Genomic DNA, 26,799 nt, shown 5'->3' on the forward strand with positions numbered 1-26,799 from the left:
CAGCTTGTCATTGCTCCCTGGTGCCAGGCCGCAGAGGTGCAGGCGCGCGGGGTAGCGCGCCACAGATCAAAAGAAAACCGCGCTTTGCGCGGTTTTCTTTTTTGCGCGTTATTTTTCTTATTAATTTCTTTTTGTTTGCTTGCACTCACTCAAGAATGGAATTGATGTTGTGTAGTTGATGAAAATTCCGTCTGAATAGTCAAAGAATGTGAACGTTGAGCGCTTGTCCTACAGCTAATTAAGACATTTCTTAAAATTTGTATCAAAAGTTGTGCGGTTTGTACCGCCGCTGATCCGCGCGTTCTGCCCGGAATTTGAGTTCCTTTTTTTCGTTTTGTCTTTGCCTGTGCTGTCCCCTGTGTGGACCGTCCAGGGCTGTGGAAAGTCTCACATGTCGAATCCTCCATCGCTTTGGTGCCGCAAGCGGCAGCCATCCACCCGAACGCCTTTCCGGGACATGCATGCATGGCTGGTGCAGTGGATGCGCTGGTGCCTGTTGGTGCTGGTCGTCATGGGCGGTGGACGAGCGCTGGCCGCCAGTGTGGACCTGTCGGTCAGCAGCTATGACTGGAAGCCCGACAACGTCTACAACGGCGCCTTGGTGGACTTCACGGTCAAGGTATCCAACAGCGGTATCAGCGGGAATGCCGCTGCCGGCGCCAGGCTGGAAGTGCCGATCCCTGCCAATATGCAGTTCCAGCCGGGAACCTGGGCATTGCCGGGGGGAAGCTGCACCTACGCCGCCAGCACGCTGACGTGCACCCTGCCTGCGCTGGCGCAGCAAAGCGATGTGAGCCTGAAGTTCCAGGCCCAGGCCATACAGCCGACGGCCATGAACAGCACGGCCGTGGTGACCGTGGCTGCGGGCGATACGGACAGCAACCCGGGCAACGACACCTTGCCCAAGACCATCACGGCCCAGGAGGGTACGGATCTGTACTTCGTCTCGCATGGGGCGGACCAGAATCCGGTGCCGGCAGGCGAGAAGCTGGCGTTCAGTGTGGTCGTCGGCAACCACGGCCCCAACGCTGCCAGCAAGATGACGGTGACCCTGAACCTCCCCCCCGCCGGGGACTATGGCAGTCCTTCGGCCAGCGGTGCGGGTTGGTCCTGCGGTGCGGCGAGTGGAAACCGCATCAGCTGCGAATGGAGTGGTGCCGCCGTGGCTGTGGGTGGGCAGGCATCGGCCATCACCGTGACGGGCACGGTGCTCAAGGTGTCGGGTGGCAGTACCTTGACCCATACCGCTTCGGTCAGCGTGCCCAGTGGGGCGCTGTCGGGTGATCCTGTCCCGACCAACAACGAAGCGGTGGCCGTGGTGGTCGACATCACGCCGGCCACGACCCTGGTGGGCAGGCTCACCATGCAGTCCAGCAAGACGGGGACACCGGTCTTTGTGAAGAACGATCCGGGATTCATGATCCTGGCGGTGCAGAACCAGGGGCCTTTCCCCGCCACCGGTGTGACGGTGAAGGGCGATATCCCGGCGGGATTCACCCCAGGCACCATGCCTGCTGGCTGTACCTTGGCCGGCAGCACTGTGACCTGCACCGTAGGCGCGCTGCAGGCCAACACCTTGTCGAGCGACTTCAAGATCCCGGTGACATCGGGCGCAGCCACGGCACAGGGCTCGGCATCTGCCACGCCGGCGCGTGGGGGCCCGGTGGAAGGCAAGAACACCGCGGGCTCCGGCCCATGGAGTGTGGTGGACGACTACGCCAATCTGGACCTGACCAAGACCAAGCGGCCTGCCTCGCCCAAGACCAGCAATCCCAATGAACCGGTGAAAAACGGGGACTTGATGCTGTCCACCATCACGGTGACGAATTCACCCAGCTCGACCAGCGCGGCCGGCGGCACGCTGACCATCACCGATTTGCTGCTGTCGTCGTACGAGAAGTACGACCATGTGGATGCCCCTTGGGCGTGCTCCGAAGCGGCCGACGGTGTGCATCGCAAGCTGACCTGTACCTACACCGTGCCCGCAGGCAATGGCATTGCGGTCGGGGCCAAGGCGCCGGATCTGAAGATCTACACCCAGGTCGATCTGACAGGGCTGCCCGCGGGCCAGACCCATGTGTCGCTGGGCAACCAGGCATGCCCGGTGGCTTCGCCCGATCAGGTGCCGCCCGCCAAGGATGTGGTGTGCCAGAACGCCAGCATTGTGGCCGGTACCGTGCAGGCCGATCTGGCGATCACCAAGACGGTCAACACCGCCAATGTCACGGCGACCACCAACAGCTACAGCTACACCTTGACGGTGAAGAACAACAATGCCGTGGATCCGCAGGATGCAAGCCAGGGCGTGGTGGACGAATATGTGGTCGAGGATGACCTCCAGGGCTTTTATGTCAGTGTGTCGGGTCTGAGCACCAAGATCACACCGGTCGCCAGCCCGGCTGCCGGTGCTGGCGAATCCTGCGTGGTGGACGCTGCGCACAAGCTGACATGCACCTTCAAGGACTTCAGCCCCCAGGCCACACGCACCATCACCATCACTCTGGAGCGGCCGTTTGCCACCGATGGCACGGCCAAGAACAACACCGCGACGGTGTTCGCCCCCCATGTGGTGGACCCGGATCCCGCCAACAACAGTGCGTCGGTGCCGGTGACGATTGTGCCGGTGGCCGACGTGGCCGTGACGGGCGTGGCGCCTACGCAAGGCAGCCTGCAGGTGGGCGTGAAGACCGAGGTGACGGTCAGCATCAAGAATCTGGGCGCCAACGATGCGGCGGAGGTCAAGGTCGACATCCCCATCCCTGCTGGCTTGCTGCTGGATACCGCCAGCCTTGTTGCTCCCGCTGGCTTTTTGTGCTCGGCCACCACCAGTGCCGGGCCTGTGACGTGCACCGCCAATGCGGGCACCAAGCTCAAGGCGGACCAGACCCTGCAGCCGCGCTTCAGCGTGACGCCGGATTTCAGCCTGCAAGGCAAGAGTGCGGGCTTCACGGGCACGATTTCCACCACCACCTACGACAGCAACAGCAGCAACGACAGCAACGCTGCACAGTTGGCTGTGCTGGATCCGAAGCTGGACATCAGCGTCAAGTTGACGGAGGCACATGGCTACCAGCTGAGCCCCACCAGCGCAGTGACGAAGTACGACCCGGTGGGTTTTGAGGACGAGATCAAATACCTCGCCGTGCTGACCAATACCGGCCCCTCGCTGGCGTCGGAGTTCAGCTTCGAGATCGACCTGGCACCGCCGAGCGGTTTTGATGCCGATTACATGAGCATCACACCGGCAACTTTGGCGGACGTGAATGCCGCGGGTACATCTGCCACCGGCAATTTTGTCACCGCGAATGCAACGGCTCTGGCGGCATGCGTGCGCTCCGCACGCAAGCTGACGTGCCAGCTCGACAGCACGCTGGCGCAAAGCCAGCTGCCGGCCAATGCATCCACGGCGGTGCTGATCACCTACAAGACCAAGGGCGGTACCGCTCCCAAGGGCAGCATCACCTATACGGCATCGGCCCAGGTGACTTCCAAAGAGGTGACGGGCGGGGCCGGGTTTGAAGGCCCTGCAAGCAACAACGCGGTGACAGAAACCACCACGGTGTACCCCAAGACCGACCTGGCGATTGCCAAAACGGTCAGCAAGCCGGTGGTGGACCTGAATGAGCCGTTCACCTATACGCTGACGGTGACCAACAAGGGCCCCTCGACGGCCTATACCTTCAAGGTCACTGACGACCTGCCGGCGGGACTGATGCTGAATGGGCCGGCGACGATTGCGCAAGGCACGCTCAATTGCAGCACGGGCGCACAGCCTGGCAGCTATGGCCAGCTGGTGTGTGATGTGGAGATCAGCAGCGGGCTGGCGGACCAGGCCAGCGTGGCGCTGACCATCCCTGTGCGCGCGGCCTATCCCAAGGACGGCACATCGTTCCCTGCGTTTGCACCCACCAAGATTTCCAATGTGGGCAAGGTGGCACCCACCAATTCGCTGGACCCCAACGACGCCAACCAGTCCACCCCTGCGGAGGTGGAGGTGCGCAAGAACAGCATTGCCGGGGTGACGTATTCGGACGATGACGGTAGCAAGGCATTCACCAGCGGCGAAGGCATTCCCAACGTCACCGTGACGTTGACGGGGACGGATGCCTATGGCCACGAATTTGGTGCCGGCAAGGAATACCCGGTTCTGACGGTCAAGACCGATGCGCAGGGCAATTTCCTGTTTGACAAGCTGCCCCCAGGCAACTGGACCGTGGTGGAAACCCAGCCCGTCGGCTATTACGACAGCCTGGAAACGCTGGGCACTGCAGGCGGCAACAAGCCTGCGGATGCCTGTGATGGCGCGCTGAACTGCTCCTCGGCGGCGGCAAGCAACACCATTTCCGCGATCACCCTGGCCAAGGACGTTGCGACGGCTGCGACCGGCTATGCGTTTGAAGAGCTCAAGGCCGCACAGATCAAGGGTTGGGTCTACGAAGACAGCAACAACAACGCAGCACTGGACGCCAGTGAGAACAAGATTGCCGCGGCTTCGACCGTGGTGCTGACCGGTACGGCCTACAACGGCCAGGCCCTGAGCACGTTCGGTCTGACGCTGAGCCAGGCTTCCAATGCATCGGGCTACAGCTTCACGGGCCTGCCTCCGTCGAATGGCTTGGGCTATACCGTGCAGCAGACCGTGGAGCCCACGGGCTACCTGAACGGCAAGACCAGCGTGCAGCCCGAAGCGGATGCACACAACACGGCTGGCAAGGTGGCTGCGGCGGGTGTGTATGGCAACACGATTGAACAGATCGTGCTGCACAGCGCCGGGGTGGCCACGGGCAACAACTTTGGTGAACTCAAGTCCGCTGCCATCAGTGGCTACGCCTTCATCGACGGCAACAAGAATGCCTTCCGCGATGGCGTGGACACCTCGGGCGTGACGGGCATGACCGTCACGCTGACCGGAACGGACGACAAGGGACCGGTGAATGCGACGGTGTCGACGGGTGTGAGCGGGGCCTACAGCTTCCCGGACCTGCGTCCTGGCACCTACCAGGTCAGCATCACACCGATCTCGGGCATGAACCATGTGGGTGCACAGATTGGCGACAAGGGCGGCAAGTCTGGCGCGGCCAGCGGCCCCAGCGTGGGCAGCGGCGTGCAGGCGGCAACGCACATCACGGACATCACGCTGGCGGCGGGTGAGCAGGGCCAGAACTACAACTTTGGTCAAAGTGGCGAGGGCCTGTCAGGCAAGGTGTATGTGGACCTCAATGGCAACGGCGTGCTGGATGCAAGTGAGCCTGGTATCCAGGGTGTGAAGATCACGCTGTCCGGCCTGACCAAGGACGGTCGTGATGTCTGCGTGGTGATCAGCCCGCAGCCCTGCACCACCACCACCGGTGCCGATGGCGGCTATAGCTTTGTCGGCCTTCCGGAAAGCGGCACGACGGGATACACCCTGACCGAGCAGGCCCAAACCGAGGCGCCGCTCAACCGCTATCTCGACGGCCAGGAAACGGTCGGTACGCTGGGCGGTGCTGCCGGCAATGATGTGATTTCCGGCATCAAGCTGGCAGGCACATTTGGCTCCAACTACAACTTCGGAGAAAAGGGCATCGACCTGCCCGGTCGCGTGTTTGTGGACAGCAATGGCGATACCCAGCCAGGCGCTGGCGAACCCGGCCTGCCGGGGGTGACGATCACCCTGTCGGGAACCACGGTGGACGGCCAGGACGTGTGCACGGTGCTGGCTGCGCAAGGCCGCAGCTGCACGGTGCTGACGGGGGCAGATGGCAAGTTCAAGTTCCCAGGCCTGCCTGCCGGCAACTACACGCTGACGGAAACGCAGCCCAAGGACTATGCCAACAGCAGCAACACGCCCGGCAATGCCGGCGGTACTGGCAGCGATGAGCCCAATGGCGACAGCAAGTTCAGCAACATCACGCTGACACCCTCCAGTCCGACCGTGACGGAATACCTGTTTGCAGAGAAGACGGGGGGGCTGTCCGGCTATGTCTACCATGACAAGAACGGCAACAGCGTGCGTGACAACGCAACCGATCCCGGTATTGCCGGAGTGACGGTGACGGTGACGGGTACCACGGAGCAAGGCGACCCCGTGTCGCTCACCACCACCACCGATGCCAATGGCTACTACAGCTTCCATGGCCTGCACAACGGCAGCTACACGGTCACCGAGACCCAGCCTGCTGGCTGGCTGGATGGCAAGACCAGCAAGGGCCTGGTGGCGGGCAGCGAGTGCACGGCCTGTGTGAACAGCACCGGCAACGTGATTGCCTCCATCAAGTTCACTGCGGACAAGGCCTACACCGAGTTCAATTTCGGCGAGGTGAAGGGCACCAGCATCAGCGGCTCGGTCTATCACGACGTGAACGAAGATGGACACCTGAACCCCCAGGAAGGTCTGGGCGGCGTCACGGTGACATTGACGGGCACGGATGACCTGGGCAACCCGGTCACCAAGACCACGACCACCGGCCCGGACGGCAAGTACAGCTTCCTGGATCTGCGTCCTTCCGACAGCAATGGCTACACCCTCACGGAGACCCAGCCGGCGGACATTGGCGACTTCCCCGCCAGCGGAGGACAGCCGGGTACGGTCCAAGGCAATCCGGCGGGCAACAGCACGCAGCCGAACGTGATCACTGGCGTGGTGCTGAAGTCCGGCGAGTCGGGTGAGGAGTACAACTTCCGTGACAAGGCATCGACCTTGGCCGGAACGGTGTACCGCGACGACAACGACAACGGTCTGCTGGACAGCAACGAGCGTGGTCTGCCCAACGTGACGGTGACGTTGACGGGGACGAGCTCGTCCGGTGCCGCCGTCTCCCGTACGACGACGACCGATGACCAGGGCAACTACCGTTTCGTGGGACTGCCCTCCGGTAACTATCAGCTGGTGGAAACCCAACCTTCCGGCATGCTGGATGGCAAGGAAACAGCCGGCACCAAGGGCGGTACGGTGGATAACAGCCAGTTCTGCGATGCGGCACAGTGCAACACCATCTCGAACATTCAGCTGGGTCAGGCGGAGAACGCCACCGGCTATCTGTTTGGTGAGCGCGGCGGCAGCCTGAGCGGCACGGTCTATGCCGATCTGAACAACTCGGGCACGAAGGATGCGAACGAGCAGGGCCTGGCGGGCGTTGTGGTGACGCTGTCGGGAACGACGGCGACCGGTGAAGACATTTGCAGCCTGCGTGGCGCTGCGTTCTGCACTGCCGTGACCGATGCCAATGGCAACTACAAATTCGAAGGCGTGCCTCCGGGTGTGTATCAGCTGGCCAAAAGCCAGAACCAGGTGAATGAGCTGTTCTCCGCCCAATATGCGGATGGCAAGGAAACCGCCGGTGTGGTGGGCGGCAAGGTGGAAAACCGTTACTTCGGCACGCAGCCGGGCTACAACGCGATTGCCTCGATCTCTCTGACGGCGGATGCCATTGCGGCGAATGCCGGCAACATCGGTGGCTACCTGTTTGGCGTGGTGCCGACGACCTCCAATCTGGGCGTGCTGCCACCCGTGGTGAGCGGGTATGTATACATGGACCACAGCCATGACCGCGTGCGCGATCCCTTCAACACCGATGGCCAGTTTGACTGGACCGCAACGTTGAGCACCAGCACCGGGCAGCAGATCTGTGTGGTGCAAACCAACAGCGAAGGCTTCTACCAATTCGACAACCTGCATTGCCCTCAGTACCCGCAAGGGCTGCCCACCACGGACAGCCTGCCTGGTCATCCGACTTTCAGCATTCGCTTCACCAAAGACGGCAACGTGCTGCCCAGTCTGACGTCGTCGGGCGACAACGCCGGTACCGTGGGGGGAGGACAGATCACCAACCTGGTGTTGAAGAACACCGATGTCCTGGTGGAGCAGAACCTGCCGCTGGACCCGGAAGGTGTGGTGTATGACGCTGTGACGCGCAAGCCTGTGGCTGGTGCCGTGGTGGGCATTGCGTACAACGGGACGGGGGTGTTCGATCCGTCGGTCCACCTGGTGGGCGGCGCCAGCTTCCAGAACCAGACGACGGGTGCAGATGGCCGTTACAGCTTCATCCTCCAGAACGCATATCCCAGTGGCGAATATGTGCTGACCATCCAGTCGGTGCCGCAGGCTTACCTGCCGGGCACTTCCGCGATGATCCCGCCCTGTGTGAATACGCTGAATGTGACGCTGCTGCCCGGTGGCATGCCGGCCTTGATGCAAGGTCAGCGCGAGGCTCCAGGCCTGTCGCAGGCGCTGCACAACCCGCAGACCTGCCCGGTGTCGACATCCGGCTTTGCGAACACGGCGCCTTTCACGGCCCAGCAGCAAAGCACGCAGTACTACCTGAAGTTCAACATCACGCGTGGTGGTTCTTCGGAGATCCTGAACAACCACATCCCGCTGGACCCGGTGCTGGCCGGTGGCGCGATCCTGGTGACCAAGACCACGCCCAAGGTGAATGTGGCCAAGGCGGATCTGGTGCCCTACACCATCACGGCCACCAATATGAGCGGTGGTGCCCTGGCCAATGTGCGGGTGCGCGACATGCTGCCCCCGGGTTTCCGTTACCGCAAGGGATCGGCCACCTGGAACAAGCTGCCGGTCGAGCCCGAGGTCAACGGCCGTGAGCTGACCTGGCCGAACCAGAGCTTTGCCACCAACGAGAAGAAGACCTACCAGCTGCTGCTGACGGTGGGTGCCGGTGTGGGGGAAGGTGAGTATGTGAACCAGGCCTGGGCGATCAACAGCCAGGTGAACGAACGCATCTCCAACGTGGCCAGCGCCACGGTGCGTGTGGTTCCGGATCCGACCTTCGATTGCTCCGACCTGATCGGCAAGGTGTTCGACGACAAGAACGCCAACGGCTACCAGGACCAGGGCGAGCCCGGCATTTCCAATGTGCGGGTGGTGACGGCCCGTGGCCTGCTGGTCACGACCGATGCCGAAGGGCGCTTTCACGTGGCCTGCGCGGCGATCCCGCAAGCAGACCGTGGCAGCAACTTTGTGATGAAGCTGGACGAGCGCACCCTGCCTTCGGGCTTCCGCATGACCACGGAGAACCCGCGCGATGTGCGTGTGACCCGCGGCAAGATGGTGAAGCTGAACTTTGGCGCCACCGTGCACAAGGTGCTGCGTCTGGAAGTGGATGCCCGTGCCTTTGCACAGGACGGCAAGCAACTGTCGGCCCAGTGGGACAGCCAGGTGGAGCCACTGATCACGCAGCTGGCACAGCGCCCCACGGTGCTGCGCATTGCCTACCGCATGACGGGTGAAGGCAAGGATGTGGCCGCCCAGCGCCTGAAGGCGCTGACCGAACGCATTCACGATGGCTATGCCCAGCGGGCACAGCAGCAGAAGGAAAAAGAGGACGACACACCACCGCTGGTGATCGAGACGGAGTCCTTCGAACAGAACAAGGCAGAGGGAGTCCGTTAATGAACACGATCAAGTTGAACGGGCGCGCGGTGGCGCGTCCCGAGTGGAGTCGCTCGTCCGTCGCCGCTGCGGTGGCCCTGGTCTTGCTGGGCAGCCCCGCTGCCTGGGCCCAGGATGGGGAGGCCGAAGCCCTGCAAGGCAAGCGCGTGGACAACGCGCGTCAGGTGACGGTGGCCATGCCGCCTCCATCGGAGCAGGTGCCGCAAGGCTTTGGGTACGAACTGCCATCGGGCGTGACCCGTGCGGATGCACAGGCCATGCGTGCGGCCAATGCCACACTGCCCCAGACGCCTGCCCAGCAAGCGGTGGTATTGGCGGAAACGGGCACCTCCGGGGCGCTGTTCGCTTCGGGCAAGGCTGATTTGACGCCCGCGTCGCTGGCGGCTCTGGATGCCGTGGTGGCGCAGCTGGCCGGCAAGCAAGGGGTGCGCATTGCGGTGGTGGGCCACACCGACAGCCAGCGCCTGGCGCCGGATACCCAGCGCCGTTTCCGCGACAACCAAGGGCTGTCCGAATCACGTGCCCTGGCAGTTGGCAGCTACTTGCGCAAGGGCTTGAATCTGCCGGCGGAAGCCGTGGCCATGGACGGCAAGGGGGAAACCCAACCGGTGGCGAGCAACGGCAATCCGCAAGGCATGTCCCAAAACCGCCGCGTGGTCATCACGCTGTGGTGGGATGAGGTGGTGCCTGCCGCCGCTGCGCCCGCCCCTGTGGCTGCGCTGCCGGCCGATGCCTGTGCACCGGCACCAAGCACGGCCGACCTGCCTTTCCGCGTGACGGTGGATGGTGAGGACATGTCCGGCGCCGCCGTGAACGAGGCCGATCGCCAGCGCTGCGTGGATGTGGCACTGGAGCGTGCCGACATCCAGATCAAGTACGACGACCTGGCGGCCAAGCCGGCGCTGAACGTCTGGTCCGCCCAGGACCTGACGCTGCGCGGCGAAGCAGCCCAGTTCCGTGGCTGGAGCAACTACGCCAGCTGGATTGCCAAGGCCGAGGTGCGTATCTTCCGCAAGGGCGAGCCCACCGATGGCAAGGCCCTGGCGGTGCTGCCGCTGCAATGGGAAGCGCCCACGGCCTGGACCGTGCCGGTGCAAGGGCAGGACGAGTACATCTATGTGCTGCGTGTCTATGACCACCAGGGACGCTTTGATGAGACCGCCACCAAGTCGCTGAACATTGCCACGCGGGCGCGGCCCCTGAACGATCTGGACAAGCCCGGCCGCGAGGCGCTGGTGGGCTGGGGCGAGAACGCGCTGCAGGTCAGCAACATCCCGGTGCGGGGCGGCACCATCACTGTCAGCGGCACCCGGATCAAACCGGGTGAACGCGTGACGGTGCTGGGCCAGCAGATTCCGGTGGACGACCACGGCCGCTTTGTGGCGCGCCAGATCCTGGCGACCGGCCCCCACAGCGTGGACGTGAGCGTGACCGGCTCCGATGGCCGCACGGCTACCTTCCGCCGCAATGTCTCCATCCCTGACAACGACTGGTTCTATGTGGCGGTGGGCGATCTGACGGTGGGGCAGAACAAGACCACCGGTCCGGCCGAGCTGGTCACCAACGATCTGCAGCACTACCGCAACGACACCTATGTGGATGGCCGTGGCGCCTTCTACCTGAAGGGCAAGATCAAGGGGGAATGGCTGTTGACGGCGGCAGCGGACACGCGCGAGCAGCCGCTGAAGGACCTGTTCAGCAACTTCAGCGAGAAAGACCCGCGCTACCTGCTGCGCCGCATCGACCCCGATGTGTACTACCCGGTGTACGGCGACGACAGCACCACGGTGGACGATGCGCCCACGCAGGGTAAGTTCTTTGTGCGGCTGGAGAAGGGCGATTCCCAGGTCATGTGGGGGAATTTCCAGACCTCGTGGAGCGGGTCGGAGCTGATCCAGTACTCCCGCGGTTTGTACGGCGCGCGCGCCCGCTGGCGTTCGGACGAGGCCACTTCGTTTGGCGAGCGCCGCAGCGGCCTGGATGCTTTTGCGGCCGACCCCGGCACCATGGGGGCCCGCGAAGAGTTCCGTGGCACGGGCGGGTCGCTCTATTACATGCGCCACCAGGACGTAACCGTGGGGTCGGAGCGCGTGTGGGTGGAAGTGCGCGACCGTGATTCGGGCATGGTGATCGAGCGCCGCCAGCTGGCGGCCGGCCAGGACTATGAGGTGAACTACCTGCAAGGCCGGATCCTGCTGAGCGCACCCTTGCCGTCCACGGCATCGGCCGGCAGCATCGTTTACACCAGCGCGCTGTCGGGCAACCCGCTGCACCTGGTGGTGACCTATGAGTATGTGCCGGGCGTGAGCGCGGTGGATTCCATGGCCTATGGCGGCCGTGTGAGCCACTGGGTGAACGACCACCTGCGCGTGGGCATGACCGGCTACCGCCAGGGCGAGCACGAATACCGCCAGACGCTGCAGGGCGTGGATGCCACGGTGCGCGTGGTCGCCGGCACCCAGATCAAGGCCGAGGTGGCACGCTCCAGCGGTGTCAGCGACATCACCACCACCGCGTCGGTGGATGGCGGCTACGGCTTCAATGCCGTCAACGGCGCCAGCCCCAACGAGGCCAAGGCCTACCGCGTGGAAGGCACGCTGGATCTGGCAGAGGTCACCGACGCCTATAAGGGCACGGTCAGTGCCTATGTGCAGGACCGCGAGAAAGGCTATTCGGCCCCCGGCCAGATTGCCTACAACGGCGAAGCCATCCGCCAGGTGGGTATGAAGGCCCAGTTACCGCTGACCGACCGCACCACGCTGCAGGCCAAGGCCGATGACCGCGCGGGCGACTACCAGACCTCGAACAACGTCGAGCTGGGTCTGCGCCACCAGTGGGGTGAGGAATGGAGCAGCACCGTAGGAATGCGCCATGACAAGCGCGAGCTGAAGGTGGCCAATGCCAGCCCCACGCTGTCGCAAAACGGTGCCCGTACCGACATGCAGCTGCGTGCCGACTACGTGCCGCTGAAGGACGACGGCAAGCCCGGGGAGAAGGAAGACTGGTCGCTGTACGGCTTTGTGCAGGGCACGCTGGACCGCACCGAAGAGCGTGATGCCAACAACCGTGCCGGTGTGGGTGGCCAGTTGCGCCTGAACGACCGCTGGGCACTGAACGCCGAAGCCTCGGGCGGCAACCTGGGGGCCGGCGGCATGCTGGGCGCCGACTACCGCATCAGCGACCGCAGCAACGCCTACCTGAACTACCGCCTGGAAAGCGAGAATCCCGACACCAACTACCGTGGCCGCTACGGCAGCTGGGTGACCGGCTCCAACTACCGCCTGAACGACACCACCCGGCTGTTTGGCGAGGTGCGTGCCACCGATGGCGCGGGCTCGCAAAGCCTGGTGCAGGCCTTTGGTGTGGACCTGGCGCCCAATGACCGCTGGAACTTTGGCTCCAAGGTGGAGTTCGGCACCATCAGCGACGAGCTGGGGGGCGACTATGACCGCAAGGCGGTGGGCTTTTCGACCAGCTACAAGTTCGACGGCATCAAGTACGCCGGCGCCGTGGAACTGCGCCGGGACAAGAACACCAATGGCCAGACGCGTGACACCTGGTTGATGCGCAACAGCTATGGCCAGCAGCTGACACCGGCCTGGCGCTTGCTGGGCAAGTTCAACATTTCGCGCAGCAGCAACTCGGACGGTGCCTTCTATGACGGCAACTTCCATGAAGCCGTGCTGGGTGCAGCCTATCGCCCGGTGGACAACGACCGCTGGAACACGCTGGTCAAGCTGACCAGCTACAACAACGTCCCCACGGCCGGCCAGCTGGACAGCAACGGCCAGATTGCCGACTATGCGCAAAAGAGCCAGATCTTCTCGATCGACACCATCTGGGACGCCAAGCCCTGGCTGTCGCTGGGCTTCAAGTACGGCCTGCGCGTGGGCAAGCTGCGCATGAACAAGACCGAAGGGGAGTGGTTCTCCAGCCGCGCCGATCTGGTGGTGCTGCGTGCCGACTGGCACTGGGTGCATGAGTGGGACATCGTGACCGAGGTGCGCAATCTGCGCGCCAAGGAGGCGCAGGATGCCCGCGCCGGGGCACTGGTGGCGGTCTACAAACACGTGGGCAAGCATGTGAAGGCCGGGGTGGGCTACAACTTCACCAACTACTCGGACGACCTGACCGATCTGTCCTACCGCAGCCGGGGCTGGTTCATCAATGTGCTGAGCACGTTCTGATCCATTTGCGCGCAGGATGCGCTGCGGGTTCTGCAAGCCTTCCAGGCCTGGTGCTGGAAGGCTTTTTTCATGGCGCCGCGGGCAGCAGGCAGATGCGTCGGAGTGCGGGGATAATTTGCGGCTCTGGCTTCGGACCTGCGCTGCGCCGGCAAGGGTCCATGAAGATGGGATGTTTCTGGTGGCTTGTGCCGCCTGGGTGCGCACAGGCGGCCCACTTTTGGATATCTATGCAAGTGCAATTTCCAGCGGGCCATACCCGCAAGACCGTGGATGTGGATGCCGCCATCGTGGACCTGGACGGGACCATGGTGGACACCATCGGCGACTTTGCCGAGGCCATCACCCGCATGCTGGCCGATCTGCAGCTGCCCGCGCTGCCGGCCTCTGCGGTCGAACACATGGTGGGCAAGGGCACGGAGCACCTGCTGCGCAGCGTGCTGGCCCATGTGCTGCAGCATGCCGGCCATCCACAGGCAGAGCGGGACGCGGCTGTGCAGGCGCTGTTTCCGCAGGCGCTGGCACGGTATGAGCACCACTACATCGCCATCAACGGCCAGTATTCGGCCGTGTACGACGGGGTGGCGCAAGGGCTGCAGGCGCTCAAGGATGCGGGCCTGCGCCTGGCGTGCGTGACCAACAAGCCCATGGCGTTCACCGTGCCGCTGCTGGCGGCCAAGGGGCTGGAGGGCTTGTTCGAGCAGGTGTTCGGAGGTGACTCCTTCCCCCGGAAAAAGCCGGATCCCATGCCCTTGCTCAGGACCTGCGAGGCGCTGGGCACCCCGCCCGCCCGTACGCTGATGCTGGGCGACTCCAGCAACGACGCCCAGGCGGCACGGGCAGCCGGCTGCCCGGTGGTGCTGGTGAGCTATGGCTACAACCACGGCCAACCGATCCACGGCGTGGATGCCGACGGCTTTGTGGACAGCCTGGCGCAGCTGCAGGCGGTGTCGGCGCTGGCCTGAGCTTGGCCGTGACGGGGCCGTAGTCGTAGCGGCAAACCACACGCGTCGGCAATGCCGTGCGCCAGGCCATGGGCGGGCGCGATGGTCGGGATTGCAGGACAAGATGCATCCCATCCGCCGGGTCGTGCGCAGGTTTGCTACACTTTGGCGCTATGTTCATTCACTACGTGTTCATCACAGGTTGCGCGGACCGGGGAGCCTGGCCCTGGCGCAAGCCATTCGTCATGACCGTTTAACACGCACGCGGGTGCATTGCCGCGCGTGCACCCGTAGCCCCTGCCGTTGCGCACGGGGCGCAAAGAATGAACCCGCGGCGCCCGTGGGCCTGCTTGGGCCCCACAAGACCGGAGCGCCGCCCGCGATGGGAATCTGCTCCTGTGATCACGGAACTCGAATTCAAAAGCCTGGCCAGCGAAGGCTATAACCGCATCCCCCTGGTGACCGAGGCGTTTGCCGACCTCGAAACGCCGCTGTCCCTCTACCTTAAGTTGGCGCATGCCAACGGCGACGGCAAATACAGCTTTTTGCTGGAGTCCGTCGTCGGCGGGGAACGCTTTGGCCGCTACAGCTTTATTGGTCTGCCCAGCCACACCCATCTGCGTGCCAGCGGCTTTGGCGCGGCGGCCAAGACCGAGGTCGTGACCAGCGGCGCCGTGGTGGAAACGCATGTCGGCAATCCGCTGGACTTCATTGCCGACTACCAGAAGCGCTTCAAAGTGGCTCTGGTGCCCGGCCTGCCGCGCTTCTGCGGCGGTCTGGCCGGCTACTTCGGCTATGACGCGGTGCGCTACATTGAGAAGAAGCTCGAAGCCAGCTGCCCTCCCGACACGCTGGGCACGCCCGACATCATGCTGCTGCAGTGCGAGGAAGTGGCCGTCATCGACAATCTGTCGGGGCGCTTGTACTTCATCGTCTATGCCAACCCGGCCGAGGCCGAGGCGTATTCCAAGGCCAAGCGCCGCATGCGCCAGCTGAAGGACCAGCTGCGCTACTCGGTCAGTGCGCCCCAGATCAAGGGCGGTGACAGCCACCCGGCCGAGCGCAGCTTTGCCAAGGCGGACTACCTGAAGGCGGTGGGCGAGGCCAAGGAACTGATTGCAGCCGGCGACTTCATGCAGGTGCAGGTCGGCCAGCGCATCCACAAGCGCTACACCGAATCGCCGCTGGCGCTGTACCGCGCGCTGCGCTCGCTCAATCCCAGCCCCTATATGTACTACTACCACTTCGGCGACTTCCAGGTGGTGGGGGCCAGCCCCGAGATTCTGGTGCGCCAGGAGAAAGTGGAGGAGGGCGAGAAGATCACCATCCGCCCCCTGGCCGGTACACGCCCGCGTGGCGCCACCCCCGAGAAGGACAAGGCCGCCGAGCTGGAGCTGGTGAACGACCCCAAGGAACGTGCCGAGCATGTGATGCTGATCGATCTGGCGCGCAACGACATCGGGCGCATTGCCAAGACCGGCAGCGTGAAGGTGACCGAGGCCTTTGTGGTGGAACGCTACAGCCATGTGATGCACATCGTCAGCAACGTCGAAGGCATTTTGCAGGACGGCATGACCAGCATGGATGTGCTCAAGGCCACGTTTCCGGCGGGCACGCTGTCGGGCGCGCCCAAAGTGCACGCCATGGAGATCATCGACAGGCTGGAACCCACCAAGCGCGGCATCTACGGCGGCGCCGTGGGGTATCTGAGCTTTGCCGGCCACATGGACATGGCCATTGCCATTCGCACCGGCGTCATCAAGGACGGCATGCTGTACGTGCAGGCGGCGGCCGGTGTGGTGGCCGACTCCATCCCCGAGATGGAGTGGAAAGAAACCGAACACAAGGCCCGCGCCATGTTGCGCGCGGCAGAGCTGGTAGAAGAAGGACTTGAGTAATGACGCGCGCGATCGACAAAGTGAAAACCTGCAGCACCATGGCAGAAGTGCGTGCCGGCGTGAATGCGCTGGACGACATCCTGGTGCCGTTGCTGGTGGAGCGCAGCGGTTACATGACCCAGGCCGCCACGGTGAAGAATGACGAAGCCCTGGTGCGCGATGAAGCCCGCATCCAGACCATCATCGACAGGGTGCGGCCCCAGGCCCTGGCCCAGGGCGGCAATCCCGACCTGATCGAACGCCTGTACCGCGCCATGATGGAGTGCTATATCGATTACGAACACCAGGAGCTGGCACGCCTGCGCGCTGCCGGACTGCAGCCCAAGGGGGAGCAGCCATGAAACTCTTGATGATCGACAACTACGACAGCTTCACCTACAACATCGTCCAGTATCTGGGCGAGCTGGGGGCGGATGTGACCGTGGTGCGCAACGACGAAACCACGCTGGACGCGGTGATCCAGCTGGTGGCAGAGCAGGGCATCGAGCGCATTGTGATCTCGCCCGGTCCCTGTTCGCCGGCGGAAGCGGGCATTTCGGTGGCAGCCATCCAGCACTTTGCCGGCAAGCTGCCGGTGCTGGGGGTGTGCCTGGGCCACCAGGGTATTGGCGCGGCGTTCGGTGGCGACATCGTTCGCGCGGGCCAGCAGATGCACGGCAAGACCAGTGTCATCACTACCGACCAGCGCGGCGTGTTCGCCGATCTGCCCAAGCAGTTCACCGTCAACCGCTACCACTCGCTGGTCATTGACCGGGCCACGATGCCGGACTGCCTGGAAATCACCGCCACCAGTGAGGACGGCGAGATCCAGGGCGTGCGGCACAAGACGCTGGCCGTGGAGGGCGTGCAGTTCCACCCGGAAAGCATCCTCACCGAGCACGGTCACGCCATGCTGAAGAACTTTCTGGAACAGAAATAAACCCCGGGCCGCGCTGCCACCAGCAGCCGGCCCTTTCATTTTGCACCGCTGCTGTGTGCGGGCCGCTTCGGTTTCCAAGCAAAAACAACCTGAAACCCGGCGCCTCGGACCTGCCAGGCAGTACCAGCCACCGCAAAGGAATACGGACCATGGCCACCATCAACGCCATCACCCCCCAGGAAGCGCTGCAGCGCACCATCGAACACCGCGAAATCTTCCACGACGAGATGCTGCACCTGATGCGCATGATCATGCGCGGCGAGCTCTCGCCCGTGATGACCGCCGCCATCGTCACCGGTCTGCGCGTCAAGAAGGAAACCATTGGCGAAATCTCCGCCGCCGCCGAGGTGATGCGCGAGTTCTCCAACAAGGTGCAGGTGCACGACAAGTCCCACCTGGTGGACATTGTGGGCACCGGCGGCGATGGTGCCAATACCTTCAACATCTCGACCTGCTCGACCTTTGTGATCGCGGCGGCCGGCGGCAAGGTCAGCAAGCACGGTGGACGCAGCGTCAGCAGCAAAAGCGGCAGTGCCGACGCCATGGAAGCGCTGGGCATCAATATCAACCTGCAGCCCACGCAGATTGCGGACTGCATCCGCGATGTGGGCATCGGCTTCATGTTCGCACCCAACCACCACCCGGCCATGAAGAATGTGGCGCCGGTGCGCAAGGAACTGGGCGTGCGCACCATCTTCAACATCCTGGGCCCGCTGACCAACCCGGCCGGTGCGCCCAATATCCTGATGGGAGTATTCCATGAGGATCTGGTCGGCATCCAGGTGCGTGCGCTGCAGCGCCTGGGCGCTGAACACGCACTGGTGGTCTACGGCCGCGACGGCCTGGACGAAATCAGCCTGGGTGCCGGGACGCTGGTGGGCGAGCTCAAGGACGGCGTGGTGCGCGAGTATGAAGTCCACCCCGAAGACTTCGGCTTGCGCATGGCGGGTACGCGTGCACTGAAGGTGGAGAACCCCGAGGAATCCAAGGCTATGCTGCTGGGGGTGCTGCAAGGCGACCAGGGGCCAGCGCGTGACATCGTCTGCCTGAACGCTGGTGCTGCCTTGTACGCGGCCAATGTGGCCAGCAGCATCGAGGACGGCCTGCTGCGTGCCCAGCAGGCACTGGACAGCGGTGCCGCGCTGCAGAAGCTGCAGCAACTGGTGGCCTACACGGGCAAGCTGTCTGCATGAGCCTGCTCGATGCCCCGATCTGGAACGATGCCGGCACGTGGATCGTGCTGGGCATTTCGCTGCTGTTCCTGGTGGTTGGGGTGGTGATGCACCGCATCATCCTGCAGATCGCCCGCACGCCGGCGCCTGACAAGCCGCTGCCGCCCGCGGACTGAAGCATGCAGGCCCCGGCGGGGTGGGTGCTGCATAGCATGCGCCACGCGGCAGCCTGGAGGGCTTACCGATGGAGTGATGTGGCTGGCCGCAGGCAAGGCGCGACAATCGAATGCATAGAAAGCCCCGTCAGGGGCTGCGACGAACAAGGGAACTCATATGTCCGACATTCTGAAAAAAATCTGCGACGTCAAGGTGCAGGAAGTGGCGGAAGCCAAGCAGCGTACGCCGTTCGAGGCCATGCGCCGCGATGCCGAAAGCCGTGTCAGTACACGCGACTTCGTGGGTGCGCTGCGCACCAAGATCGCAGCCGGCCAGGCCGGTGTGATTGCAGAGATCAAGAAGGCCAGCCCCAGCAAGGGTGTGATCCGTCCGGACTTCGATCCGGCCGACATTGCCCAGAGCTACATGGTGGGCAACAGCAATACCAAGGCGAAGATCCACGGCAACGCCACGGCCGCCTGCCTGTCGGTGCTGACCGACAGACAGTTCTTCCAGGGCGAGCCTGATTTCCTGAAGCAGGCTCGTGCCAGCACGCTGCTGCCGGTGCTGCGCAAGGACTTCATGGTGGACCCCTACCAGATCTACGAATCGCGGGCCATGGGTGCCGACTGCATTTTGCTGATCGCTGCCTGCCTGGAAGACAGCCTGATGGCGGAGATGGAGCAGATCGCCCACAGCCTGGACATGGCGGTGCTGGTGGAGGTGCACGACGGTGCGGAGCTGGAGCGGGCGCTCAAGCTCAAGACCGAGCTGGTGGGCATCAACAACCGCAATCTACGGACCTTCGAAGTCAATATCCAGACCACGCTGGACCTGCAAAAGCAGGTGCCGGCCGACCGCCTGCTGGTGACCGAGTCCGGCATCATGACCCGTGACGATGTGAAGACCATGCGCGATGCGGGCATCAACGCCTTTCTGGTGGGTGAAGCCTTCATGCGTGCGGATGAGCCGGGCGAAGCGCTGGCCGCCTTGTTTGCCCATCCCAAGAAGTAAGGCCATTGCACGGCATAGCGTCTCTGTAGGCAGCGGCACGCTGTGCGGTGACGGATGGTGTGCAGGGGATGGCTGGTGCACGCGGGCGGGCTGGCAAGTGCAGGGGGCGCGCCAGAATCATTGCGCTGCGCACGCTGGCCGTTTGTGTTTTTGAGTAGGAAAGTGGTCTGAAATGTCCGATGCAAGTGCTGGAACAGCGACGCAACTGGAAAGCGCCAATCCCAGTGACTGGGCCGTGGCGCCAGGCTGGCAGGCGGCCGTGGATGCGTTCTTCTTCTCGCCCTCCGGCCAGCAGTTGCTGGACTATCTGCAGCAGCGCCTGGATGCGGGGGCGGTGGTGTTTCCGCCGCAGCCGCTGCGTGCACTGGAGTTGACCGCGCCCGAGGATGTGCGGGTGGTCATTCTCGGGCAGGACCCCTACCATGGCCGAGGGCAGGCCGAAGGGCTGGCGTTTTCCGTGGCCAGCGGCGTGCGGCTGCCGCCTTCGCTGCAGAACATCTTCAAGGAAATCCAGCGCGACCTGGGGGCGCCATTTCCCCCATTCCCGCAACCCGGTGGCAGCCTGGTGAAGTGGGCGCAGAACGGTGTGCTGCTGCTCAACACCTGCCTGACCGTGGAAGAAGGCCAGGCCGCCAGCCACAGCAAGCGCGGCTGGGAGCTGCTGACCGATGCCATCATCCGCCAGGTGGCCGAACAGGGCCGGCCCACGGTCTTCATGCTCTGGGGCAGCCATGCCCAGTCCAAGCGCCTCTTGATCCCGCAGGACCGCGGCCACCTGGTGCTGATGAGCAACCACCCCTCGCCGCTGTCCGCATTGCGCCCGCCCGTGCCCTTCATCGGCAATGGGCACTTTGGGCAAGCCAAGCGGTTTCGGGACACGCACGGGTATTGAGGCGGACGGACAGCCACTGCTGAACAGCCCGGCGGTGGGCGCATGGTCTGCAGAGGAGCTGAAAAGCCATTACTGCAGGGTGTCGCCTGCTTATCTCTGCAATCGGAAGCTGCACCTCACGTCGGAACGCGTCGCTGGGCGCCATGTGCTGATGCAGCTGTCACATGGCGGTGCGAGTGCGCTGGCCAAATAGTGCCCTTAGGCGTGCAACTTTGTCCGCCAGTTCCGGGCGTTGGCTTGCACTTTGCAGTGCGTGGCGCGCAAATACGAAGAGCAGGAGAAGCACGGCCGTGACTGCGGCACCCATGACGGCGATCAGGGATGGTTTGGGCTTGATCGCCAGCTCCGGCAATGTGGGGGTCTGAACCAGGTCATCCACAGTCAGGCCTTCCATTTGCGTTTGTAGCTTGACAATGGTGCGCATCCGTTCACTGTTGGTGGTCAGCAGTTCACCATACAAACGGGCTGTGTTGTCTGTTCCACGCCCTTTCTGCAGCAGTTGTGCTGTCGCCTGTTCCAGTTCATTGCCTTCGTCGAGCCGGGCCTGTTCGGTTTTCAGCATGCTTTGCAGTCGTTGCAGTTCCCCACCGCGAGGGAGAGTCATGGTGAACAAGTGCTTCCAGATCGCTGCATTGAGCTGTTGCGCCTGTTCTGGAGTACGTCCAAAGGTACGCAGCGTGACCAGCTTGTCCTGACGGCCATGGCTGGCATGCACCAACGTGGTCATGGTCTTAATCCGCGAGGCCTTCGAGGCGTCTTTTTCCAGGCCAAGCTCCACGGCGACCGCTTCCAGCAAGTTGGCTGATGTCACCAGATTGGCGATAACCGAGGGGCTGACATTGATGCCTTGCTTGTCGGCATCCAGTATGGAGGTGCTTTCGAAGGTCTTGGGAAGCCAAAAACTGGCGACCAGGCACAAGCTTCCGACCAGTATGGGGCCCGCAATGAGGAGTTTGATGTGTTGTGCAAGTATCAGTAGTACATCAAGGAGGTCTATTTCGTCAGTGTTTTTTTCCAAAGATTCCGGCGTAGGGGCATCGACTGACATAGCTTGCAGGAAGTGGGTGTCCTGTCACCTTAGCGGTTTTGGATGTCGAATCAACTCTTTTTACACTTTATTAAATTTTTACAGACAGTCGGTATTTTTCTCCCGCCCAAGCATGCTAAGGAGCTACAGGAGTGTCGATGATGCATGTAAAAAAATAATGTTCTATTTTAGAAATAAAATAGCATGCCCTTAAATGGTTGCATGCGATAGATATTTTGTGTATCGATTATTATTTTCGATATATTCATTTTGAATGATATTTATATTTCATTTATTCCTTGAAATATTCTGCCTTGACTTCATGAAAAACTGAAGCAATATGTAAAATAGTGCAATGAATAGTCCGATTCCGGCATAAATTGCGATCTTTAATTTTTCGTTACCAGGGGCTGGGTGTGTAGGTACGCTGGGCGCTTGAATAATATTGTTTTCTGTCACGCCTTCTAGATCATCCTGAAGCCTGGCAATGCTCAGCTCGCGCTCCAGCTTGTAATTCAACAGGTTGTTGACGAGTCGCACATCGATTCCGCTTTGTGTGGACTCGCTCTTGTCCACATCCAGCAGTGTCTGGGAAATCTGCGCGAGGCGATTTTTCTCGCTTTCGATCATTGAACCGAGTTGCGCTGCTTTTGTTCCTTTCGCAGCGGTCAGTCGGTACACAGTTTCGAGCACCTTCTCGTTGAGTTCTACAGCTTTGGACGGGGTAGATGCGCTGGCGGTGATGATCAGCAAGCGATCTTTGGCGCTGACGGAAGGGGTGATTATTGCGAAATCGCCGAACCGGCCACCTTGAGTCAGCTCTTTGAATTCCTGGCTGTTATTGATTAGACTGAAAATAACTTCACTTGTGAATTTTGGATATTTTCCATCTTGCTTCGATGCCTCCACGTTCAGTATTGACGCGCTATTGAAGAGCGGGGGAATGCTGAATGTGCTTAACCAACCGATGAAAGCGCCCAGCAATGTGAGAAGTACGATGGAATTGATTCTTGCAGTGATTATTTTTAGAATATCGTGTAAATCTATTTCTTTTTCTGAAAGGGAATTTTCTGCCGGAGATATATGGGGTGGCATGGCGGGAAATTTTTATTATGGGAGTGAATGTGCTTGCTGCAAAGAAGTTTCAAAGTGTAGCCTGAAGCTTTGAATTTCAAATTGCGGAAACGCAGCTGCGAAGTGAATGAATGCGGGAGAAATACGAGGTGTCTGCACAACCCTAATACCAAGCATAGGGCATGGTCTTTGCAATTTTCAATGAGAATGATTCTCATAAAATGAATTCGATGGGCCTTCGGTCCCCTGAAGGCATTGCAAAGGAATGGATATGCAAGGTTTGTGGACGCGCCGCCAGACGTTGGCGGGCTTGGGTGTGGTGTTGGCCCTGTCGTGGTCGGCGGTGCAGGCGGCGAATGTGAAAGTGCAGGACAACACCGGTGAGGTGTCTCTGCCGCTGCAGCCCAAGACCGTGCTGGTCTATGACCTGGGCGCGCTGGACATCATCCAGACCTTGGGCGGTGCAGTGCACGGTGTGCCCAACCAGGCGCTGCCGCCGCTGCTGGCGGGCTACAAGGATGCCGCCAAGTACCCGCAGATCGGCAGTCTGTTCGAGCCCGATTACGAAAAAATCAAGGCCCTCAAGCCCGACCTGATCATTGCCGGCAACCGCACGCTGCCCAAGATCGACGAACTGAAGAAATTCGCACCCGTGCTGGATGTGACGATCGGCGACGGTGACCAGCTGACGCAGATCTACCGCAACATCCGCGCCATCTCGGCCGTGTATGGCGTGCCGCAGAAGGGGGCGGCCGAGATCAAGCAGATCGAGTCCGAGATCGCCGATGTGAAGTCCAAGGCACAGAAGCAGGGTTCGGCCCTGATGCTGATGACCAATGGCGGCAAGATGAGCGTGTACGGCCCGGGCTCGCGCTTTGACATGCTGTACACGGTGTTTGGCGTGCAGCCCATCAAGGACAAGATCGAGGTCTCCAAGCATGGCCAGGCCGTGTCCTTCGAGTACCTGCTCAAGACCAACCCCGATTGGATGCTGGTGCTGGACCGCGATGCGGCCATCAGCCGCGAAGGTGCTTCGGCCCAGAAGCTGCTGGACACCAAGCTGGTGCATGCCACCAAGGCCTGGCGCAACCAGCACATCGTCTACCTGAACGCAGCAAACTGGTATCTGCTGTCCAACGCCGGTCCGGGCGCGCTCAGGGAGAACCTGAAGCAGCTGTCCGATGCTTTCGGCAAGTAAGGCGCCCCGCACCCGTCCATCCCCGCCACCCGCGTCCGGATGGGCCGGGGGCAGTGCCAAGGTCGTCGCCGCCGCCGTTGCCCTGATGGCGCTGGCCATGGCCAGCTTGGCCGTGGGCGTCAGCGATGTGTCCTGGAACACACTGTGGAGCCGCAGCGAGGACGATCTGGTGGCCCAGGTGCTGATGTACTCGCGCGTGCCGCGCACGCTGGCCCTGGTGCTGGCCGGTTCGGCCATGGCGGTGGCGGGCTTGCTGATGCAGATGCTGGCACGCAACCATTTTGTGGAGCCATCCACCGTGGGCACGGTGGAATCGGCCACGCTGGGCATGCTGGTGTGCATTCTGTGGGCGCCAGACTGGCCGGTGATGGCCAAGATGGGCGTGGCGGCGCTGTTTGCGCTGGCGGGCACCGGCCTGTTCATTGGCGCACTGTCGCGCATCCGCCTGCGCACGGCGTGGATCGTGCCGCTGGTGGGCCTGATTCTGGCGGGTGTGATCGAGGCGGGCACCACCTTCCTGGCCTACCAGCACGACATGATCCAGTCGCTGCGTGCCTGGTCGAACGGCGATTTTTCGGCCGTTGTTGAAGGTCGCTACGAGATGCTTTATCTGTCGCTGGCGGTCACCGTGGTGGCCTGCCTGGCGGCGGACCGTTTCACGGTGGCGGGCCTGGGTGAATCCTTCGCCACCAACCTGGGGCTGAACTACAAGGCGCTGGTCTGGCAGGGGCTGATCGTGGTGGCGCTGGTCACGGCCTGCATCGTGGTCACGGTGGGCAGCATTCCCTTTGTGGGGCTGATCGTGCCGAACGTGGTGCGCCTGATGGTGGGTGACAACGTGCGCCGCAGTGTGCTGTGGGTGGCGGCAGCGGGTGCCGGGCTGACGCTGGCCTGCGATCTGGTGGGGCGCCTGGTGATTGCCCCGTATGAAATTCCGGTGGGCACGGTGATGGGCGTGGTGGGCAGTGCGCTGTTCCTGGCCATCCTGCTGCGCCAGCGAAAGCGGGAGGGCTGAAGCATGCCGACCTTGAATCCTGCCGCCGTGGCGGATGCCAAGCCCGCGCGTGTGGCGCCGGAGCGCTGGCAGCGCCCGGGTGCGCGGCTGGGGCTGCTGGCCGTGCTGGCGCTGCTGGCCATGACCGCGTTCATGACCGTGGGCGTGGAGGCCGACTGGGCCTTTGTGCTGCAACACCGCGGCACAAAGCTGGCGGCCATGCTGGTAGTGGCCTGTGCGCTGGGCATGTCCACCGTGGTGTTCCAGACCGTGACGCACAACACCATCCTGACGCCGGCGGTGATGGGCCTGGATGCGCTCTATCAGTTGCTGCAGGCGGTGCTGGTGCTGGTACTGGGATCCGTGGGCCTGGTAGCGCTGGGCATGGTGCCCAAGTTCGGGCTGGAGATTGTCTGCATGGTGGTGCTCAGCGTGTTGCTGGTGCGCTGGCTGTTTGCGGGCCAGGCCAGCAGCCTGCACCTGATGCTGCTGGTGGGCATGGTGGCGGGCATCCTGTTTCGCAGCCTCACCAGCTTTGCCATGCGCATGATCGATCCCAACGAGTTCGCCTCGCTGCAGGACCGCATGTTCGCGAATTTCAACACCATCCAGACGCCGTTGCTGCTGCCTGCCGGCATCCTGCTGCTGCTGGGCGGTGGCTTCTTCTGGCGCCGCCGCCATGTGCTGGACGTGTTGGCGCTGGGGCGGGATGCGGCCATCAACCTGGGGCTGGACTATCGCCGCCAGGTGCTGCAACTGCTGCTGGTGGTTTGCACCATGGTGGCGGTATCGACCGCGCTGGTGGGGCCGGTGACCTTCTTCGGCCTGCTGGTGGCCAATATGGCCTACCAGTGGATGGGGACGCGCCGCCACGCCTGGGTGCTGCCGGCCGTGCTGCTGTGGGGAACCGTCCTGCTGCTGGGCGGCCAGGTGGTGCTGGAGCGGGTGCTGGGCTTCAATTCTGCGCTGTCGGTGGTGGTGGAGTTCGTCGGCGGCCTGGTGTTTATTGCGCTGCTGATGCGCAGGGGAAAGCAATGATCGAGACGCGCGACATCGTCAAGCGCCATGGCAGCACCACCGTGCTGCACGGTGTGACGGTGCAGATTCCGGAGCGGCAGTTCACGGCCATCATCGGCCCCAACGGGGCAGGCAAGAGCACGCTGCTGTCGCTGGTTAGCCGCCTGATGCCCATCAGCAGCGGCAGCGCCAGTGTGGCCGGACTGGATGTGGCCACCACGGCCAGCGATGCGCTGGCCCGTGTGATGGCCATCCTGCGCCAGGACAACCAGAGCACGCTGCGCCTGACGGTGCGCGACCTGGTGGGTTTTGGCCGCTTTCCGCACAGCAAGGGCCGCATGACGCCCGACGACCTGCGCCATGTGGACGAAGCACTGGAATACCTGCACCTGCAGGACCTGGCCGAGCGCTTTCTGGACGAGCTGTCTGGCGGCCAGCGCCAGCGCGCCTACATCGCCATGGTGCTGTGCCAGGACACCCCCTACATTCTGCTGGACGAGCCGCTGAACAACCTGGACATGGCCCATGCCGTGACCATGATGAAGCTGCTGCGCCGCATGGTGGACGAGCGCGGCAAGACCGTGGTCGTGGTGCTGCACGACATCAACTTTGCCAGTTGCTATGCCGACCACATCGTGGCCATGAAGGACGGGCAACTGGCCTATATCGGCACGCCCGCCACCGTGGTGCGCAACGAGGTGCTGAGCGCGCTCTACGGCATCCCCGTCTCGGTGCACGAGATCCAGGGCCAGCGCTTGTGCCACTACTTTGCGTGATGGCCGTCCCCATGGGGGTGGGGCACACCGCCGTGCCTGTGTAGCCAGTGTGTCTGCGGTTGGTAGCGGTGCTGGCACAGTGGCGGTCATCGGCAGCTATGCCGGCGCTTGTTTTTTGGTAGCAGGTACGGCCGGTTTCAGGC

16 protein-coding genes are annotated in these 26,799 nt (G+C 62.7%); 14 read left to right on the forward strand and 2 right to left on the reverse strand.

Annotated features, from left to right (window positions below):
* Nucleotides 1-457: 457 nt before the first annotated feature.
* The 10 genes from QM470_RS20510 to QM470_RS20555 all read left to right on the forward strand — a co-directional run bounded on the left by QM470_RS20510 (nt 458) and on the right by QM470_RS20555 (nt 20,570).
* Nucleotides 458-9,391, forward strand: a complete 8,934-nt coding sequence (locus QM470_RS20510) for an SdrD B-like domain-containing protein (RefSeq protein ID WP_283340555.1) — start codon at nt 458-460, stop codon at nt 9,389-9,391.
* Nucleotides 9,391-13,578: an OmpA family protein gene (locus QM470_RS20515; protein WP_283340556.1), complete on the forward strand. Its 4,188-nt coding sequence runs from the start codon at nt 9,391-9,393 to the stop codon at nt 13,576-13,578. The genes QM470_RS20510 and QM470_RS20515 overlap by 1 nt, the downstream gene beginning before the upstream one ends.
* A 227-nt stretch (nt 13,579-13,805) precedes the next feature.
* Nucleotides 13,806-14,540, forward strand: coding sequence for a phosphoglycolate phosphatase (locus tag QM470_RS20520; RefSeq protein ID WP_283340557.1), 735 nt, complete (start codon nt 13,806-13,808; stop codon nt 14,538-14,540).
* A gap of 377 nt (nt 14,541-14,917) precedes the next feature.
* The gene (gene trpE / locus QM470_RS20525; protein ID WP_283340558.1) at nt 14,918-16,417 is read left to right on the forward strand and encodes an anthranilate synthase component I; all 1,500 of its coding nucleotides are present in this window, start codon (nt 14,918-14,920) and stop codon (nt 16,415-16,417) included.
* A complete protein-coding gene (locus QM470_RS20530; RefSeq protein ID WP_283340559.1) occupies nt 16,417-16,758 on the forward strand; it encodes a chorismate mutase in 342 nt (113 codons plus the stop codon). The genes trpE and QM470_RS20530 overlap by 1 nt, the downstream gene beginning before the upstream one ends.
* Nucleotides 16,755-17,336: an anthranilate synthase component II gene (locus tag QM470_RS20535; protein WP_066541387.1), complete on the forward strand. Its 582-nt coding sequence runs from the start codon at nt 16,755-16,757 to the stop codon at nt 17,334-17,336. Before QM470_RS20530 ends, QM470_RS20535 begins: the two co-directional genes overlap by 4 nt.
* Before the next feature lie 158 nt (nt 17,337-17,494).
* The gene (gene trpD / locus QM470_RS20540; protein WP_283340575.1) at nt 17,495-18,529 is read left to right on the forward strand and encodes an anthranilate phosphoribosyltransferase; all 1,035 of its coding nucleotides are present in this window, start codon (nt 17,495-17,497) and stop codon (nt 18,527-18,529) included.
* Entirely contained in the window at nt 18,526-18,684 is a 159-nt protein-coding gene (locus QM470_RS20545; protein ID WP_283340560.1) for a hypothetical protein, read from the forward strand. The genes trpD and QM470_RS20545 overlap by 4 nt, the downstream gene beginning before the upstream one ends.
* Before the next feature lie 157 nt (nt 18,685-18,841).
* Nucleotides 18,842-19,678 (forward strand): indole-3-glycerol phosphate synthase TrpC, encoded by an 837-nt coding sequence (trpC, locus tag QM470_RS20550; RefSeq protein WP_280024753.1) that lies wholly within the window; start codon nt 18,842-18,844, stop codon nt 19,676-19,678.
* A gap of 172 nt (nt 19,679-19,850) precedes the next feature.
* Entirely contained in the window at nt 19,851-20,570 is a 720-nt protein-coding gene (locus QM470_RS20555) for a uracil-DNA glycosylase (RefSeq protein WP_283340561.1), read from the forward strand.
* 160 nt (nt 20,571-20,730) lie between these two features.
* Here the strand turns inward: QM470_RS20555 and QM470_RS20560 are convergent, their stop codons facing one another.
* Together QM470_RS20560 and QM470_RS20565 are read right to left on the reverse strand one after the other, a co-directional pair.
* Nucleotides 20,731-21,618 (reverse strand): lipopolysaccharide biosynthesis protein, encoded by an 888-nt coding sequence (locus QM470_RS20560; RefSeq protein WP_283340562.1) that lies wholly within the window; start codon nt 21,616-21,618, stop codon nt 20,731-20,733.
* A gap of 267 nt (nt 21,619-21,885) precedes the next feature.
* Complete coding sequence (locus tag QM470_RS20565) at nt 21,886-22,692, reverse strand: Wzz/FepE/Etk N-terminal domain-containing protein (protein WP_283340563.1); 807 nt, start codon at nt 22,690-22,692, stop codon at nt 21,886-21,888.
* 250 nt (nt 22,693-22,942) lie between these two features.
* Here QM470_RS20565 and QM470_RS20570 point away from each other — a divergent pair, with 250 nt between their 5' ends.
* The 4 genes from QM470_RS20570 to QM470_RS20585 all read left to right on the forward strand — a co-directional run bounded on the left by QM470_RS20570 (nt 22,943) and on the right by QM470_RS20585 (nt 26,656).
* The gene (locus tag QM470_RS20570) at nt 22,943-23,869 is read left to right on the forward strand and encodes a siderophore ABC transporter substrate-binding protein (RefSeq protein ID WP_283340564.1); all 927 of its coding nucleotides are present in this window, start codon (nt 22,943-22,945) and stop codon (nt 23,867-23,869) included.
* Between the two features lie 85 nt (nt 23,870-23,954).
* Nucleotides 23,955-24,884 (forward strand): ABC transporter permease, encoded by a 930-nt coding sequence (locus QM470_RS20575; RefSeq protein WP_283340576.1) that lies wholly within the window; start codon nt 23,955-23,957, stop codon nt 24,882-24,884.
* 3 nt (nt 24,885-24,887) lie between these two features.
* Nucleotides 24,888-25,901 carry an iron chelate uptake ABC transporter family permease subunit gene (locus tag QM470_RS20580; protein WP_502846869.1) on the forward strand — a complete coding sequence of 338 codons (1,014 nt, stop codon included), beginning with the start codon at nt 24,888-24,890 and terminating at the stop codon, nt 25,899-25,901.
* Nucleotides 25,898-26,656: an iron ABC transporter ATP-binding protein gene (locus QM470_RS20585; RefSeq protein WP_272970742.1), complete on the forward strand. Its 759-nt coding sequence runs from the start codon at nt 25,898-25,900 to the stop codon at nt 26,654-26,656. The genes QM470_RS20580 and QM470_RS20585 overlap by 4 nt, the downstream gene beginning before the upstream one ends.
* Nucleotides 26,657-26,799: the final 143 nt, after the last annotated feature.

This window comes from Comamonas sp. 17RB, from assembly GCF_030056555.1.
GTDB lineage: Bacteria > Pseudomonadota > Gammaproteobacteria > Burkholderiales > Burkholderiaceae_C > Comamonas > Comamonas terrigena.